Genomic DNA, 17,246 nt, shown 5'->3' on the forward strand with positions numbered 1-17,246 from the left:
TTATTTCACTTTTTTCTGCCAATGGGTATTAGAAACTGTAGGTTGCCGAGGCGTAGAAGCTACGGCCGGGTTCGTTATAGGTTTCGGCACCGGCACCATAAATGGTGCGTGGGTCGCCTACGCCCACCGCATTACCACGGCGGTACAGACGCTTGTCAAACACATTATTGATGCCTGCGCTAAAGGCGAGCGCATCGGACAAGGTATAACGGCCACCCAGGCCCACCAGAGCATAAGGTGAAAGTTGATCTCGCTCTTCGCCCTGTACCGGCTTGCCCTGGAAGTCGTATTTGTTCGGTACCTGTTTACCGTACCAGGTGACATGGGTATTCAGGCCCAGCTGATCGGTAACCTGCCAGTCCAGGCGGGAATTCAGGGTAAACTCGGGGATCACCGACAGCGCCTCACCGGTGGTTTTATTCTTGCTTTGCAGCATATAGGTCATGTTGTTGGACCAATCCAGAGTCGGCGTAAGGCCCATATTAAAGGTACCTTCCAGTCCTTCTATAACGGCCTTGGGTACGTTGCTCCACATGAATATATCTGAATTGACAAAGTTACCAGTTCCACCTGTGGCTTGCCCTACGGGCTGCAATCCGGCTTCCACCTTGTTGCGGTAATCGTTATGGAAGTAAGTGACTCCCGCCACTATGTCGTTGGCAGCATATTCAATGCCCAATTCGGAATTGGTACTGGTTTCGGCTTTTAAATCAGCATTACCTTGCAGATAACAAGAACCCCCACCGTTCCAACAACCGTTGCCACGGCTGTAGAGTAGGTAATCTGGATTGGTTTGATACAGGTTGGGTGCTTTATAGGCACGGGCAATACCGGCTTTCAGCGTCCAGGCGTCATCAAGATAATGGGTCAGGTTCAGTGCCGGGCTCCAGTTATCTCCGGTGACGCTGTGTTTGTCGTAACGCAAGCCGGGAGTGAGTATGGTGCTATCGGTGAGGTTGATATTGTCTTCTACAAACACAGAGGTAATGTGGTCCTGCGCTTCTGGACTGCGATCTTGCGCCGCAACGCCGCCTACCTGCCCGCCTTCCGTGGTGCTTTGGCCGACCGAGTTATTGTCGGTAAACTTGCTCTGGGTCCATTCTGCGCCCACGGTCAGCACGTGATCCAGTCCCGCCATCTGGGTGGGCATATTAAACTCGGTATGCGCCGTGTATTGATCCAGCACCGAGGTAGTCATGCTGTTATCGGAAAACAAGCCTTCGGTGCCGCCGGCGAGACCTTCGTCTAACCTGTGGTTACGGGTATTTTCATACTGCATATAGCTCAGGGAGTTCCCCGAGTCGAATTCCCCTTTATGAGTCAGGGCGAAGCTTTGACGATAAATAATATTGGTTTCTGCCCCAATATTCTTCTGCACCAGCTCCGAGGTAGCAACCAAGTCGCCCTGGGCATTGGTGGTGTAGTTATTGGTATTCTGGGTGTCACCGGTATAAATGTTGCCTTGGCGGCTGAAACTGGCGTCTAGGTCAAATTGATGGGCTGCTGTCGGCTGCACACTCAAGCGCAGTGCCAGATCTTTATTGCGTACTCCCTCACGACCCGCAGGGAAGGTGCCTCGGTAATCCACGCGGCCCGCGTCGAGGCGGGTAGATTGATGACCCCGGTTAATGTCCCAGTCATCGGAGTCGGTTTTGGCGATATTACCGGATATCCGTAACCCGACCTTATCGGAAAGCGGGCCGGAAACGATAAAGTTCAGCCGCTTGCTGGCGCCATCGACTGAATCTTCTGGCTGCTCCATATACGCGGTTGCCGAGCCTGAAAACTGGTCGGGAATTGCCTTGGTAATGATGTTAACCACACCCCCGGCGGCGCCGTTGCCGTAACGGGCGGCGGCCGGACCACGCAATACTTCGATGCGCTCAACTGCTTCCATGGGTACCCAGTTGGTATCGCCACGGGTATCACGCTCACCGCGCCAGCCATAGCGCACCGCCTGGCGACTATTGACGGGCTTGCCATCGATTAAAATCAGGGTATTTTCGGGGCCCATGCCGCGAATATCAATCTGGCGATTGTTGCCGCGCTGACCACTGGTGCTGTTGCCCGTCAGGTTAACGCCGGGCATGGTACGAATGACTTCCGACAAATCATTACTCACCGGCTGCTTTGCCAGATCGTCTGCGGTAATAATAGACACTCCGGGTGCTTGCTTGAGCACCTCCTGGGCCGTTACCAAGACTTCATCCAGCGTATAGCTATTTGCGTCAGACTCATTCGCCTGGGCCGATACGGCCAACGCACAGCTGCCAAGCAGCCATAAATATCTTTGCATATTACCAATATCCTTAAAGGTAGTAGTTCTTATTCTCAAATAAGTGCATCATCTATAAAAAGCAACATCACCGGTGGCATTGTTGATATAGGTAAGCACTGGCGCAGCATCCATGGCGAAGGCTGTCAGCAGCACCTCTGTGCACCAGGTTCGACCAAAGCCGCCGTTGGCATTCAGAGAAAATTCAGTTCCGTATAGTAAATGATAGTTAGTATCATTTGCAATTCGTTTGTGTCAGTTACCCGATCATGACTGCGGCACATTCCACGAAAAATTGGGGAAATAATGAGATATTGCGCACTATTGATCATGAGCCTGTTTTTGGTGATGCCGGGCTCGGCGTTGGCGGTAGACAAGGAAGCGGTAAAAGCGGAGCCGATGCCGGTTGAAAAAACGTCCTGTTACTATCGATTCGAGGGCTTTGCTTTAACCTCGCTCGATCAACAAAGGCACTATCAGATTGTGATAAGTATTCCCAAGGCTCCTATTCCCGAACAGGGATATCCCGTGCTGTATATGCTGGATGGCAATGCGGCATTGGCGGCGTTGAATGAACAGGATTTTAGTCGCCTGAAGGGCGGCGATTGGCCGGTGATTGTGACGCTGGGTTACCAGCACAATGCTCAACCCGCTCGTGCTTATGACTACACGCCCACCGCGAAAAGTGCGCAATACGGCGGGGCAGAGGCGTTTTGGCAGTTTGTTGAACAGGAGGTAAAGCCACGCGTGGCGAAACGTATTCAGCTGGATGCTGGCCGTCAATCTTTGTGGGGCCATTCATTTGGCGGGTTATTTGTGCTGCATACCTTGTTTAATCACCCTGAAAGCTTTCAGAGTTATATTGCGGTCGACCCGTCCTTGTGGTGGCAGCAGGGGCAAATATTGAACGACGAAGCCTCTTATAAGCAGCGAAAGCAGCGGCCGAACGGCCACGTATTGATTCAACGCAGTGCATCGCATCGTGAAGGCAGCACCTTGCCAGAAGACGCCACACGGCGTTTGGCTAAACGTTTAAGCCAGTTGCCAGAATTAACCGTGCAGTATTATGACTATTTTCAACATCATCATGGCAGCGTCAGAGCCGCCTCTATTCCCTCGGCGCTACGTATGGCGCAGGGCATAGAGCAGCAATAAGCCGACTTATCCCCGCAAAGGGGATGCTGGGCGTAATGGCCAATATTGGTTACAGTGAGGCATGGCCATGTATAGACATGATGTTAGGCATGACACCCATTGATGAACCGGTACATTGAGATGAGGAAACGATATGACGCGTGAATATCACCCCCCCAAGGTGTGGACCGAACCCAAAGACGACGGCAGTACCTGGTCAAAAACCAACCGGCCGGTATCGGGCGCCACCCACAAGAAAACCCTGCCCAAGGGCAAGCATCCACTGCAGCTGCATTCCATGGGCACCCCCAATGGCCAGAAAGTCACTATTATGCTGGAAGAGCTGCTGGCGCTGGGGGTTAGCGAGGCCGAATACGATGCCCACATGATCAGCATTGGCGACGGGGATCAGTTTTCCAGCGGCTTTGTCGAGATAAATCCCAATTCCAAAATACCGGCACTGCTGGATTGCTCAACGGAGAATGAGATCCGGGTGTTTGAGTCCGGTAATATACTGCTGTATCTGGCAGAAAAATTTGGCCGTTTTTTACCAACCGATATTGCCGAACGCACCGAGACTCTGAACTGGCTGTTTTGGCTACAGGGTTCGGCACCGTATCTGGGCGGCGGCTTTGGCCATTTTTATGCCTATGCGCCGGTAAAGATAGAGTACGCCATTAACCGCTTTACCATGGAAGCCAAGCGACAGCTCGATATGCTGGACAAGCAACTGGCAGAGAACCCCTATATTGCCGGAGACCAATACAGCATTGCCGATATCGCCATCTGGCCCTGGTATGGCAATCTGGTGCTGGGCCGGGCATACGATGCCGCCGAGTTTATCGATGCCGCCAGTTACACTCACGTGCTGCGCTGGGCGAAAGAGATTGCTGCACGGCCCGCCGTACAAAGAGGGCGCATCGTCAATCGCACCAGCGACCAGCCGGGCGAGGCACTGGCCGAGCGCCACTGTGCTGCAGACATCGATGCCGTGTTGGCGCAAAAAGTGGCGAAAAAAGTCTGATCAAAAAAACAGCAGAATAAAAAAGCGCCGTGAGGCGCTTTTTTATTCTGGGTACTAACATAACTCCAGCCTTGTTGCCGGCGCTCGCTCACTTGCAGTATGGCTGTATTGACTTGCGTATCAGGTTGCGCAGCGCAGCATAACGAGCTGTCGTTATGCCGGTGATCTTGTGCCTATTTCAGGCCATAAAATACAGTACGGAGGAAATCACGAGGCCGGAATACACCAGCATGATCAGACAATAGCCCATAATATCGCGTGCACCCAGACCCACTATGCCCAACAGCGGTAGCGCCCAGAAGGGCTGTATCATGTTGGTCCAGGCATCTCCCCAGGCGATGGCCATGGCGGTGACGGTAGGCGATACGCCCAGTGCCTGAGCGGCAGGCAACATAATGGGTGCCTGCACCGCCCACTGGCCGCCGCCCGAGGGGACAAACACGTTGACCAGGCCGGCGCTTAAAAAGGCTAGCAGTGGAAAGGTGTCGGCGGTGGACCAGGAAATAAAGGTTTCGGTGATCTGGCGGCCCAGAGAAACTCCCTCGCTGTTGGCGCCCATCATCATGCCCATGATGCCGGCATAAAAGGGAAACAGCAGCACTATGCCGCTGATGCCACGTACGCTTTCATCCACGGTGCGCATATAGCGTTCGGGCGTGCCATGTAATAGCAACCCGGCAAACAGGAAGATGGCGATCACTATGTCCAGCCCCAGCACAAAACCCTTGCTGCTGAAATGGTTGAACAGATACACCGCGGCCATGGCCACCAACGCAAGCCCCAATAAACGGCTGTCGTCCAGCCGCTGGGCGGGGGTGTCGCGTTTGGGGCGCTCGGTACGGGATTCTATCAGCTTGGCCGGATCGGCTACTTTGGGGTTTTGTCGTGGGTGCATGGCGCGGTTAAGCAACGGCAGGCCGATGACCAGCAGGGCGATAATGGTCAGGTTATAAGTGGTAAACAGGGTTTGGCTAACGGCAATGGGATCAGACAAAACGCCATTGGTGATGCGCGCCAGGCTCTCGCCGCCGCTGGCCATCGACAAAGGCACAGAGCCAGACAGGCCGCCATGCCAGATCAAGAAACCGGAATAGGCAGAAGCCACCAGCAAAGGGTAGTCCACACCCTCTACCTTTCGGGCCAGGGCGCGTGCAAACACGGCGCCTATTACCAGACCAAAGCCCCAGTTCAGCCAGCAACCGGCGAGTGCCACCAGGGTCACCATGATCACGGCTTGGCCCGGAGTATGGGCAAGCCCGGCCAAACGGTCGAGCAGGCGGTTAATTATGGGGGCAGAAGCCAAGGCGTGGCCGGTAACAAAAATCAGGCCCATTTGCATGGCAAAACCGAGCAGGGTCCAAAAGCCGGTGCTCCAATGTTGCACCATGGCCGATAGGCTTTGCTCGGTAGAAATAATGCCGGCCGCCAACACAAACAGGGTGAGCAGGGCGGAGAACACAAACGCCGAGGGCAGATAGCGTTGTACCAGATTCACGCTGAATCCAGTGATTTTGTTGAACATCATAAGCATCCTTAATGTGATGTACAGCCATGCCCGGTTATCGTGATAACCGGACATGCAATAAACGTGAACGTATTTACGGGCAATGATCCGACGTCATTTAACCCGGTATTGGTCAATGGGTTTATTGAATATCAAAGCGCATTTCGGGTACCTGATCCGGCACGATCAGCTTGCCGGCCGTAAGGGAGACGATTGTTTTTACACTCACGCCCGGTGCTCTTTCTTTCAGGATAAAAGCGCCATCTTCAATTTCCAGATAGGCCAGATCGGTCAGTACCCGTTTAATGCAGCCGGCGCCCGTTAGCGGAAGTTGGCACTGGGGCAGCAGTTTGGATTCGCCATTTTTGGAGGCGTGAGTCATGGTCACGATAATGTTATCGGCACCGGCCACCAGGTCCATGGCGCCACCCATGCCTTTCACCAATTTACCCGGGATCATCCAGGAGGCGATATTGCCGTGTACGTCCACTTCAAAGGCGCCCAGCACGGTCAGGTCCACATGACCGCCGCGGATCATGGCAAAAGATTCTGCAGAGTCGAAAATGGAGGCGCCAATACGGGCGGTCACGGTTTGTTTGCCGGCGTTGATCATATCGGCATCCAGCTCGGCCTCGGTAGGAAAAGCCCCCATGCCCAGCAAGCCGTTTTCAGACTGCAGCATGACCTCCATGCCTTGCGGTACATAGTTGGCCACCAGGGTCGGTATGCCAATGCCGAGGTTAACGTAAAAGCCGTCTTGTAATTCCTGTGCCACACGCTGGGCCATTTGTTCGCGAGTCAGTGCCATTGCCTGCTCTCCTTGATGTTGATTCGGTCATTGCAGCGAGCAATAAGTTGGCTGCGCCTTGTTGTTTATTTAGTCCTGCACGGTGCGTTTTTCGATGCGCTTTTCAAATTGGCCGCAGATAAGTCGGTCTACATAAATGCCGGGAGTATGAATTTGCGAGGGCTCAAGCTGGCCGGGCTCGACGATCTCTTCGACTTCGACGACCGTGATCTTTCCGGCGGTGGCGGCCAGTGGGTTGAAATTACGGGCGGTATGGCGGTACACCACGTTGCCGTAATGGTCGGCTTTCCAGCCTTTGACGATGGCAAAATCGCCGGTAATGGAGGGCTCCAGAATATGGGGGCGGCCATTGAATTCGCGTACTTCCTTGCCCTTGGCAATGTCGGTGCCATAGCCGGTGGCGGTAAAAAAGGCAGGAATACCGGCGCCGCCAGCGCGCATTTTTTCCGCCAGAGTGCCCTGGGGCGTTAGCTCCACTTCCAGCTCGCCGCTGAGCAACAGCTGTTCAAACAAGGCGTTTTCGCCCACATAAGAGGCAATCATCTTGCGGATTTGTCGGTCTTCAAGCAGCAGGCCCAGGCCAAAGCCGTCGACGCCGCAGTTATTGGATACGATAGTCAGATCCCGCGTGCCTTTACGCTTGATCTCGCTAATCAGATTTTCCGGTATGCCACACAGGCCAAAGCCCCCTGCCAGCACCGTCATGCCATCTTCCAGTCCGGCCAGAGCGGCCTCATAGCTCGCTACGCGTTTATCGAAACCTGCCATCCTGATTCCCTCTTGTTATGGGCGATTACCTGATGTTTGTTATTACAAAGTATGACTGAGTATTGCATGTGTTATTTATTTGTTAAGTTTGATTTTGTGATTGATTGATGAGTTCTACAAATCAAACTGAGCCAAAAACAGTTACAGTTGAGTACAGTCTGGCAGAGTTAAGGAAAGCATGATGACGGTAAAGCAATTGCGGGCCTTCATGGCGGTGGCGCAAACTCTGAGTTTTGTTGTAGCCGGAGAGCGATTGTTTTTATCGCAGTCGGCGCTCAGCCTGACCATCAAGAGCCTGGAGCAAGACTTGGGCGGGCGCTTGTTTACCCGCACCACACGCCAGGTGCGACTGACGCCCGAAGGCGAGGCGCTGTTGCCGCTGGCCCGTCGCTTGCTGGTGGAGTGGGATAATACCGAAGATGAATTACGCCAGCGTTTTACCCTGCAGCGAGGTCGGGTGGTGCTAGCGGCCATGCCGTCATTTGCCGGTAATGTGTTGCCACCGTTATTGCAGCAATTTCGCGCCCGCCACCCGGGGGTGAATGTCACCATTAATGATGTGATCAACGAACAGGTGCTGGATCTGGTGCGCGATGGTCATGTGGAGCTGGGCATTACTTTTGAGCCCACCGCCGATCTGGGTTTGGCGTTTATGCCTTTATATCAGGACCGTTTTGTCGCTGTGGTGCCGGCCAGCTCGCTCTTGGCTCAGCAGACGGATATCAGCTGGGCGAAGTTGCTGGTCGAACCTTTTATTGCCTTGCAGCGACCGTCGGCGGTGAGACTGATGCTGGAGCAGCACGTAAAGCAGCTTGTGCAGACAGGGTATTTGCCGCAGGAGCAAACGGTGCCGGTGGCCTTCGAGAGCCATCAGCTGGCGACCATAGGCCGTATGGTCGGAGCGGGGCTCGGGGTGAGTGTGGTACCGGCCTTGTGTCGTGGGCAAATGTTTGAGCTGGGAGCTCATTGCCTGCCATTGCAGGCGCCTGTGCTGGACCGTGCCGTTGGCATGGTAACGCGCCGCGAGCACAAATTATCGGTGGCCGCCCAGGCCTTGTACGATATTTTGCTCGATTCTGTGCAGCCAGCCGCGCCAGATACCGGGATTGGCGCTACCTTAACCTAATCGACTTACCGTTATTGATGATGATGGGGAGGCTGTTGAGCCAGGCAGGTACCGGCGGTACATTATATCTTGCTGGTAACGGGGAAAAATTAACCAGTTAGCTCTGGTTTCAAATAGTTAGCTGGATTTTTGTGTTATATTTAGCGGGTATTTTACCATGACGCTAACCATTTAGTGCTAGTGCGCAAAGGATCTGAGCAATGACAGATAACAACAATCATGATGTGATCGCACCTGAGGGTAAGGTGAATCCCATTAATACCGACTATCAGGTAGGGCAAGATAATATTGCGCTACAGATAGGTCCGTTTGGACTGGATATTCATAACCGGGTGTTCTTGATCTCCGGTTTGGCTATCGTGGCCTTCGTGTTTCTTACCCTGGCCTTTCAAAATCAGGTTGCCCCGCTGTTTGCCGATTTGCGCAACTGGTTGACGGCAAGCCTGGATTGGTTCTTTTTAAGTGCCGGTAATATTTTTGTGCTGATGTGCCTGGGGCTGATTATCTCGCCACTGGGCCGGGTGCGCATTGGCGGCACCGAAGCCACGCCCGATTTTACCTATATTGGCTGGTTTTCCATGCTGTTTGCCGCAGGCATGGGCATAGGCTTGATGTTTTACGGTGTGTCTGAGCCTTTGTCTCATTTTGGCACCTCAATGGGCGGTATTACCCTGGAAAATGGCGTGCGTACCGACTGGGCACCTCTGGGAGGCGCGGCAGGCGATGCGGCGGCGGCCACCAGCCTGGGCATGGCGGCGACTATTTATCACTGGGCGCTGCACCCTTGGGCCATTTATGCAGTTTTGGCATTGGGGCTGGCGATATTCTCCTTTAATAAAGGGTTGCCATTGACGGTCCGCTCGATATTTTACCCATTGCTGGGCGAGCGCGTGTGGGGTTGGCCTGGGCATTTAATCGATATGCTGGCGGTGATTGCCACCATGTTCGGTTTGGCTACCTCGTTGGGTTTTGGTGCTTCTCAAGCCAGCGCCGGTTTGAATTATCTGTTTGATACGCCACTGGGCACCACCACCGAAATTGTGCTGGTTATCCTGATTACCGGTATTGCCACTATTTCCGTATTGGCGGGGCTGGACGCGGGTGTCAAGCGGCTGTCCGAAATCAACATGGCATTGGCGGCGTTGCTGCTGATATTTGTAATTATTGTTGGCCCTACACTGCTGATTGTGACGGGATTCTTCTCTAACCTGATGTCTTATGTCGAGCATTTGCCGGCCTTGTCGATGCCCTTTGCACGTGAAGACGCCAACTATTCTCAGGGGTGGACAGCCTTCTACTGGGCATGGTGGATTTCCTGGTCTCCGTTTGTCGGTATGTTTATTGCCCGAGTTTCTCGTGGACGTACCGTACGCGAGTTTTTAGTGTCGGTGCTCCTGGTGCCTTCTACCGCCTGTGTATTATGGATGACCGCCTTTGGTGGCACCGCCATTAATCAGCTGGTGAGCGAAGGCTATCAGGCCGTGGCCGAGGCGGCGGTACCGCTGCAGCTGTTCATCATGCTGGATGACTTGCCGCTGGCGCAGATCACCTCCTTTATCGGTATTATTCTGGTGGTGGTGTTCTTTGTGACGTCCTCCGACTCCGGCTCTTTGGTGATTGACACCATCGCCTCTGGCGGTAAGGTGAACTCGCCCAAACCTCAACGGGTGTTCTGGTGCACCTTCGAGGGGCTGGTGGCCATTGCCCTGATGCTGGGGGGCGGTTTGGCTGCACTGCAAGCCATGGCTGTTTCTACTGGGTTTCCGTTTACCATAGTGCTGCTGGTGTCGTGTGTTTCCCTGATTAAAGGGCTGGCATCCGAACCCAGATAAAGCAGGCTGAATAAACAATGTGAAGGGCGAAGTGTGCAGTGTGAAGGGGGAACCCAACACCAGGCGCTTCGCCCTTTTTGTATTATCGAGCTGCCGAAAGAGCACTCGGGTTTGAACAAGACCCTGATCCTGAATGGGGTCAGGTTTGGCGTTTTTAGGCTATGTGGCGTTCACTTCACTCTTTACCCTTCACTCTTTATTTTTCAAGATGAGCGAGTCGCGATATGGAAGCGGAACAACTGGAAATATTAGGTTTTATTCGGCGTTTTCCTCCCTTTAATGATCTGGACGATGAGGTGCTTGCAGCCATTGCCGAGCAGATAGAAATTGCCTATTACCGTGCCGGCACCGTGATCCTGAATTATGGCGATTTGGTGCACGACCTGTACTTGATCCGCTCCGGTGCCGTAGAAATGCACCGCCGCAGCGGCGAGCTGCATAATCGGCTGAGCGAAGGCAATCTGTTTGGCCAGATGGGCTTGCTGATGAACAACCGGGTACGCATGTCGGCCACCGCACTGGAAGATACCCTGGTGTACTGTTTGCCTGAAGCTCTGTTCAATGAGTTGTATGAAAGTCATGACTCATTTGCCGATTATGTGGAAGTTGAAGATCGCACTCGACTGCGTCAGGCGGTATCACGACAAGAGGGGGGGGACGAACTGCTCACCTCGACGGTGCGCGAGCTGATTTCTCGCGAGCCGGTGACAATCCCCTTGTCGGCCAGCATATTGGAAGCCGCGCAAAAGATGACCGAAGAAGGCGTTTCTTCCATATTGGTGCTGGGCTCGACTCAGGAAGCGGACGAGAGGGGACATGACAGTGTGGCCGGGATTTTAACGGACAGAGATTTGCGAACCCGGGTGTTGGCCACGGGGTTGTCGGCCGATATTGGCGTGGCTGAAGTCATGTCAACGGATCTGGTGGCCCTGGAAAGCGGCCAGTTCGTGTTTGAGGCCATGTTGATCATGCTGCGCTATAACCTGCATCACTTGCCTATTTTGCACAAGGGCAAGCCGGTGGGGGTAGTTGCCTTGTCGGATGTGATGCGCCACGAGTCGCGCAGTAGCCTGTTTGTGGTCCGCCATATCTTCAAGGCACAAAATGCCGAGGAACTGGCGGCTATTGCCGATGATGTAAAGGCCTGTTTTGTACGCATGGTTAACGAAGACGCCAACTCGCAAATGATAGGCACGGCCATGGCCGGTATTGGCCGCAGCTTCAAGCAGCGATTGCTGGAGCTGGCCGAACAAGAGCTGGGGCCGCCGCCGGTGCCGTACTGCTTTCTGGCATTGGGCTCCATGGCCCGCGACGAGCAATTGATTGTTACGGACCAGGATAACGCCATTATTCTCGATAACCGCTACGATCCGGCTCAGCACGGCGCCTATTTTTCCGCCCTGGCCAAACGGGTGTGCGATGGTCTGGCGGCCTGCGGTTACAGCTATTGCACCGGTGACATTATGGCCACCAATGTGCAGTGGCAAAAAACGCGCCAGCAATGGGAGCAATGCTTTAGTGACTGGATTGCCAACCCCAGCCCCCAGACCTTACTGAACAGCTCGATTTTCTTCGATCTTGACGGTGTCTATGGCAAAACCCAGTGGGCCGAACAACTCAATGCGCTTATTTCTCGCCGGGCCCAGCGCAGCCCGCGTTTTTTGGCGAGCATGGCGCGCAATGCTCTGGGGCGCACGCCTCCGCTGGGATTTTTCAAAGAATTTGTGATGGAGCAAGACGGCAAACACAATAACTCCATCAACCTCAAGCGTCGCGGCACGGCCCCTTTGGCCGACTTGATCCGGGTACATGCCCTTGCGGTCGGATCCACGGCACACAATTCGTTTGAGCGGCTTAATGATGTGATTGAATCGGGAATTTTGCCCAAAGGCAGAGGGCCGGATTTGCGTGATGCCATGGAGTTTATTGCCACGGTGCGTATTCGCCATCAGGCACTGGATGTGGAGGCGGGAACCGAGCCGGACAACAATATCGAGCCCGATAATCTGTCGGACTTTGAGCGGCGTAATCTTAAAGACGCGTTTCAGATCTTAAGCAATGCGCAAAAATTCATGAAGTTTCGTTATCAGCCCAACCGGAGCTAAGCCGCATCATGTTTTATCTGCGACCTCAGGATATACAGCACTCAGAACAGGTACCGCTATGGCCGGAGTTGTTCGGCGAACTGGCCCGTCATGCCCGAGACTACCGACTGGAGCGGTTTTATCGGGCCGGTGCCGTTGATGCCACTACGCCTCTGGCCCAGGTGCCGTTTGTGGCGATGGACTTTGAAACCACAGGATTAAACCAGAAAAAAGATGCCATTGTCAGCATTGGTCTGGTGCCTTTCAATGTGCAGCGTATTCGTTGCAAGGAAGCCAGACACTGGATTGTGAATCCCCATAAGCCGATGGCCGACGAAGCTGTGGTGATCCACGGCATTACCCACTCGGAGGTGCAGTCTGCCCCCGATTTGCTATTGGTGCTGGATGAATTGCTGACGGCGCTGGCCGGTTGTGTGGTGGTGGTGCACCATAAAGACATAGAGCGCGGGTTTCTGGCCGCGGCACTCAAGGCTAGGCTCAACGAGAGTATTGTGTTTCCGGTGGTGGATACCATGGAGTTGGAAGCCCGCCTGCACCGAGCCAGGCCCCTGGGGTTATGGTCTCGGCTACGCGGTAAAAAGCCGGTGTCTATTCGCCTGGCCGACAGCCGGGACCGATATCATCTGCCTTTTTATCAGCCTCACCATGCGCTGACCGATGCTCTGGCCACCGCCGAGTTGTTGCAGGCGCAAATTGCGCACCATTACTCACCCGATACCCCCATTGGCGATATCTGGGGGTAATACAAAAGACAGCGATACGCCATACGCCGTCCGTAAAGAGACGGGGTTTGTCTGTTTTTAACGTACGGCGGTTAGCGTACGGCTTACAGCTTTATTCGGGGTTCGTTGTCCGGTTCGTCGGTTTGCTCTTCGTCCGGCAAGTTGAGCACCGGCTCGACGCGGCCCTGACCGCTGGTCAGGCGCTGGGGAGCGGCAGCGGGTTTGCAGGCGGCAATAATGTCGTCTTGCAGCGCCCGGGCATCCGGCCATGCTTTTGGCGATAATTGAATAACCGGCAGGCCTGCATCTTGGATCTGCTGCAAGAGCTGTTGCTGTTTTTTGCCGTCGGTCTTGCTCAGGCTATCGTCGGCCAACACCACGGCGGCTCTGGGCTTCAGATCTTTGGGCGAGCAAAGCACAAAGTCCAGCGTTTCGCCGTAAATGGCGTGCCAGGCTTGTTCGCGCTGACTTTTTTTCAATTTGGGATTGAGTGTGATCAACTCGCTGATATTCACGGCCGCAAATATCCGCAATTGTTTGCCAATGGCGTGATCCAGCAGCCGCAGAGCGGTGGCGCCTTCCGGGCTGAATAGCAGCTTTTGCTGGTAGGGTTGTTTGGGTTTTCCACGCCATAGCTTGCGTAGCAAACTTAACAGCACCAGCAGTACCAGTAACAGCACTATGCTGAACACCAGCCAGTCGAGCATGGAAACGGGAAGCATCTTGATCATCACACGCCTGAAGAGTAGGAAATAAATCGGTGCTTAGTGTATCAGAGGCCAGGACATAAAATGAATATATGCCATCATCACAGCCAGGAGCATTCTCTGGCTTGATGGAGCTGGCTTGTGATTCGTGAGCCATTTATAATTGCGCCATTAGAAAAGCTTATCGAGGTTACTATGTCTCGGCGTCTTCCCCCGCTTAATGCATTGAAAGCGTTTGAAGCCGCTGCCCGCAATTTGAGTTTTACCCGGGCGGCAGAAGAGCTGTTTGTTACTCAGGCGGCCATAAGCCATCAAATCAAGGCGCTTGAAGAGTATCTGGGGATCAAGCTGTTTCGTCGGCGTCATCGTTCTTTGTTGCTGAGCGAAGAAGGGCAACGCTATTTTTTGGATATGAAAGATATTTTTTCTAATATAGCCGACGCCACCGAACGGGTGCTGGCGCTGAGTGCCAAGGGTGCCTTGACGGTGAGTCTGCCGCCCAGCTTTGCCATTCAGTGGCTGGTGCCGCGCCTGGTTCGCTTTAGCGAAGCCTGCCCCGAGATTGATGTGCGGATCAAGGCCGTGGATCTGGACGAGGGCTCGCTGACCGATGATGTGGATGTGGCCATTTATTACGGCAAAGATAACTGGCCTGGGTTGCGAGCCGACAAGCTGCACGCGGAATATCTTATCCCGGTATGTTCGCCCTTGTTGTTGCATGGGGCCAAGCCCCTGGTTACGCCCGAAGATCTCACGCGTCATACGCTATTGCACGATACCTCGCGACGGGACTGGAAAGCCTGGTTCAAACAGCAGGGCATAGTGGCGGCCAATGTCAATCAAGGGGCTATATTCAGTCATTCGTCCATGGTGATTCAGGCGGCAATTCATGGCCAGGGAGTGGCGTTGGGCCACAGTGTACTGGCCCAGCCCGAGATTGAAGCCGGGCGCCTGGTGTGTCCGTTCGAGCAGGTGTTGATGTCGAACAATGCCTATTATCTGGTGTGTCATGAATCTCAGGCGGCATTGGGTAAAATAGCCGCCTTTCGCGAATGGATGTTGGCCCTGGTGGCAAAAGAAGAACAGCAAAAGGCGTTAACCCTATGACCCGAATATTAAGCAACGGAGCCGATAATGCTCCCAATCGCGTACTGCTCGCCCACGGTGCCGGTGCAGGCATGGAGCATGCGGTGATGGAGAGTCTGGCGCTGGGCTTGGCCGATGAGCAAATTCAGGTGATACGCTTTGAATTTCCGTTTATGCAGAAAACACGACTCGACGGACGTCGTCGCCCACCGGATCGTGAACCGGCGTTACTGGCATGCTGGCGGGAAGTGGCCGCAGAGTTTGCCCATCCGCGTCTGTTTCTGGCGGGCAAGTCGATGGGCGGGCGCATGGCCTCTTTGGTGGCCGACGACCTGGCACCGGCCGGACTCATTTTGCTGGGTTTTCCCTTTACGCCACCGGGCAAGCCGGATCGGTTTCGTGGACAGCATTTGGCCACACTGGCCACGCCGGGGTTATTGATACAGGGTGAGCGAGATAATTTTGGTAATAAAGAAGCGGTACTCGGTTATGATCTGGCGCCCGGCATGCAGACTTTATGGGTGAAGGACGGCGATCATGGTTTTAGTCCGCGCAAGGCGTCAGGCACCACGCTCGATCGTAATTTGTCGGCCATCGTTGCGGGTATGAGGAGGTTTATTCTTGCTGGTTAATATCTGGTTTTATGTAGCGGCCCTGTTGGGGCTGACCGGCACTGGGCTGGGCGCCTATGGCGCTCATGGTCTGGCTGCCAGTGGTGTGTCTGCGACGCAGGTCAGCGCCTTTAATACCGGGGTACAGTATCAGTTTTATCATGCACTGGCGTTATTGCTGATGGTACTGGCATTACGAGTCAAGCCGGTAAAAACGCTGCATCTGGCTGCCGCTTTCTTTACACTGGGCACTTTGCTGTTCAGTGGCAGTATTTATGCCTTGGTGCTTTTGGGCACCAAGGGTATTGGCTTTATTACTCCCCTTGGGGGAGTCTGTTTTATGGCGGGATGGTTGAGCTTGTTGCTGGCCGGTCGCACTTGGTTGAGGTCTTGATGAAACACTTATTACTATATTGTCGCCCCGGATTCGAGAAAGAGGCGGCTGCGGAAATTCAGGACAGAGCAGGGCAGTTTGGCTGCCCCGGGTTTGCTCGCACCAAGGACGACAGCGGCTTTGTTATTTATGAATGCTTTCAGCCGGACGATGCAGATTTAATGGCGCGAAAATTGTTGTTTAGAGAGCTGATTTTTGCCCGGCAAATGGTGGTGGTGTATGCCGAAGTAAAAGATTTGCCGCTGGATGACCGCATTACCCCCTTGCTGGCTGCAGCCGAGGGCATGGAGCTGTGTGGGGATATTCGCGTAGAAACGCCAGATACCAATGACGGAAAAGAGCTGTCGCGTTTTTGTCGCAAGTTTACCGTTCCCATGCGCCAGGCCCTGCGTGGCAAGGGCTTGCTGACGCGTAACGAGTCGCACACCAAGCCGGTGCTGCACTTGTTTTTTATGGCCAATAATCACGCCATACTGGGATATTCCTATACCTTCAATAATTCGCCTTTTCACATGGGGATCCCGCGGCTGCGTTTTCCTGCCGATGCGCCCAGTCGTTCGAGCCTGAAACTGGAAGAAGCATTTCATGTGTTTATTCCCCGCTATGAATGGGATATGCGGCTGACATCGGGGCTGCGTGCGGTCGATCTGGGCGCGGCGCCCGGCGGCTGGACCTATCAGCTGGTAAGCCGCGGCATGATGGTGACCGCCATCGATAACGGCCCCATGGCTCAGACCTTGATGGATACCGGGCAGGTAAAGCATTATCGCGAAGACGGTTTTACCTGGCGTCCGGCACGTAAAAATACCTATTGGCTGGTGTGCGACATGGTTGAAAAGCCGGCACGGGTGGTGGCGACCATGGCCGCCTGGTTGGTGGATGAAGACTGCCAGGAAGCCATGTTCAACCTTAAGCTGCCAATGAAAAAGCGCTACGGCGAAGCGGTGCATAACCTGCAACAGTTAAAAGACAAGCTCGCCGAACTGGGTGGGTTTGAAGTTCAGGCCAAGCAGCTTTATCATGATCGGGAAGAAATTACCGTGCATGTGTATCGGCCGCACAAAGTGGCCAAGTTACAGCCAAAAGAATAAAGAAAGCTTTAAACCGTCAGCTAGAAGCTTGAAGAAAAGCACCGATCCTGCCAGGTTCG

Annotated in this window: 15 protein-coding genes; 10 read left to right on the top strand and 5 right to left on the bottom strand. The window is 54.1% G+C overall.

Annotated elements, in window-relative coordinates; genetic code table 11:
- Positions 1-28: 28 nt before the first annotated feature.
- Positions 29-2,296 carry a TonB-dependent siderophore receptor gene (locus IEW52_RS05115; RefSeq protein ID WP_188628995.1) on the bottom strand — a complete coding sequence of 756 codons (2,268 nt, stop codon included), beginning with the start codon at positions 2,294-2,296 and terminating at the stop codon, positions 29-31.
- A gap of 285 nt (positions 2,297-2,581) precedes the next feature.
- On the opposite strand from IEW52_RS05115, the gene IEW52_RS05120 reads away from it, so the two are divergent.
- Positions 2,582-3,430, top strand: a complete 849-nt coding sequence (locus tag IEW52_RS05120; RefSeq protein ID WP_188628996.1) for an alpha/beta hydrolase — start codon at positions 2,582-2,584, stop codon at positions 3,428-3,430.
- Between the two features lie 133 nt (positions 3,431-3,563).
- Positions 3,564-4,433, top strand: a complete 870-nt coding sequence (gene yghU / locus IEW52_RS05125; RefSeq protein WP_188628997.1) for a glutathione-dependent disulfide-bond oxidoreductase — start codon at positions 3,564-3,566, stop codon at positions 4,431-4,433.
- Between the two features lie 178 nt (positions 4,434-4,611).
- Here yghU and IEW52_RS05130 read toward each other — a convergent pair whose 3' ends face one another.
- From IEW52_RS05130 to IEW52_RS05140, 3 genes are all read right to left on the bottom strand, one after another.
- Positions 4,612-5,958 carry a short-chain fatty acid transporter gene (locus tag IEW52_RS05130; protein ID WP_229667802.1) on the bottom strand — a complete coding sequence of 449 codons (1,347 nt, stop codon included), beginning with the start codon at positions 5,956-5,958 and terminating at the stop codon, positions 4,612-4,614.
- Positions 5,959-6,079: 121 nt separating this feature from the next.
- On the bottom strand, positions 6,080-6,745 hold the full coding sequence (locus IEW52_RS05135) for a CoA transferase subunit B (RefSeq protein WP_188628998.1): 666 nt from the start codon (positions 6,743-6,745) through the stop codon (positions 6,080-6,082).
- Between the two features lie 69 nt (positions 6,746-6,814).
- On the bottom strand, positions 6,815-7,513 hold the full coding sequence (locus tag IEW52_RS05140; protein WP_188628999.1) for a CoA transferase subunit A: 699 nt from the start codon (positions 7,511-7,513) through the stop codon (positions 6,815-6,817).
- A 178-nt stretch (positions 7,514-7,691) separates the two neighbouring features.
- Between IEW52_RS05140 and IEW52_RS05145 the strand changes: the two genes are divergently transcribed.
- The 4 genes from IEW52_RS05145 to IEW52_RS05160 all read left to right on the top strand — a co-directional run bounded on the left by IEW52_RS05145 (position 7,692) and on the right by IEW52_RS05160 (position 13,319).
- Positions 7,692-8,639 (top strand): LysR family transcriptional regulator, encoded by a 948-nt coding sequence (locus tag IEW52_RS05145; RefSeq protein WP_229667803.1) that lies wholly within the window; start codon positions 7,692-7,694, stop codon positions 8,637-8,639.
- Between the two features lie 200 nt (positions 8,640-8,839).
- Positions 8,840-10,471: a BCCT family transporter gene (locus IEW52_RS05150; protein ID WP_188629000.1), complete on the top strand. Its 1,632-nt coding sequence runs from the start codon at positions 8,840-8,842 to the stop codon at positions 10,469-10,471.
- 224 nt (positions 10,472-10,695) lie between these two features.
- Positions 10,696-12,576, top strand: coding sequence for a DUF294 nucleotidyltransferase-like domain-containing protein (locus IEW52_RS05155; RefSeq protein WP_188629001.1), 1,881 nt, complete (start codon positions 10,696-10,698; stop codon positions 12,574-12,576).
- 8 nt (positions 12,577-12,584) lie between these two features.
- Positions 12,585-13,319, top strand: coding sequence for a 3'-5' exonuclease (locus IEW52_RS05160; protein ID WP_188629002.1), 735 nt, complete (start codon positions 12,585-12,587; stop codon positions 13,317-13,319).
- A gap of 83 nt (positions 13,320-13,402) precedes the next feature.
- On the opposite strand, the gene IEW52_RS05165 is transcribed toward IEW52_RS05160, so the two are convergent.
- Complete coding sequence (locus IEW52_RS05165) at positions 13,403-14,029, bottom strand: DUF2726 domain-containing protein (protein WP_188629003.1); 627 nt, start codon at positions 14,027-14,029, stop codon at positions 13,403-13,405.
- A gap of 171 nt (positions 14,030-14,200) precedes the next feature.
- Here IEW52_RS05165 and IEW52_RS05170 point away from each other — a divergent pair, with 171 nt between their 5' ends.
- From IEW52_RS05170 to rlmM, 4 genes are read left to right on the top strand one after another with little or no spacing between them, the layout of a single operon-like run.
- Positions 14,201-15,112, top strand: a complete 912-nt coding sequence (locus IEW52_RS05170) for a transcriptional regulator GcvA (protein ID WP_188629004.1) — start codon at positions 14,201-14,203, stop codon at positions 15,110-15,112.
- A complete protein-coding gene (locus tag IEW52_RS05175; protein WP_188629005.1) occupies positions 15,109-15,723 on the top strand; it encodes an alpha/beta fold hydrolase in 615 nt (204 codons plus the stop codon). The genes IEW52_RS05170 and IEW52_RS05175 overlap by 4 nt, the downstream gene beginning before the upstream one ends.
- On the top strand, positions 15,713-16,096 hold the full coding sequence (locus IEW52_RS05180) for a DUF423 domain-containing protein (protein WP_188629006.1): 384 nt from the start codon (positions 15,713-15,715) through the stop codon (positions 16,094-16,096). The genes IEW52_RS05175 and IEW52_RS05180 overlap by 11 nt, the downstream gene beginning before the upstream one ends.
- Positions 16,096-17,187 carry a 23S rRNA (cytidine(2498)-2'-O)-methyltransferase RlmM gene (rlmM, locus tag IEW52_RS05185; protein WP_188629007.1) on the top strand — a complete coding sequence of 364 codons (1,092 nt, stop codon included), beginning with the start codon at positions 16,096-16,098 and terminating at the stop codon, positions 17,185-17,187. The genes IEW52_RS05180 and rlmM overlap by 1 nt, the downstream gene beginning before the upstream one ends.
- Positions 17,188-17,246 lie beyond the last annotated feature (59 nt).

Source organism: Oceanisphaera marina (assembly GCF_014643915.1).
GTDB lineage: Bacteria > Pseudomonadota > Gammaproteobacteria > Enterobacterales > Aeromonadaceae > Oceanimonas > Oceanimonas marina.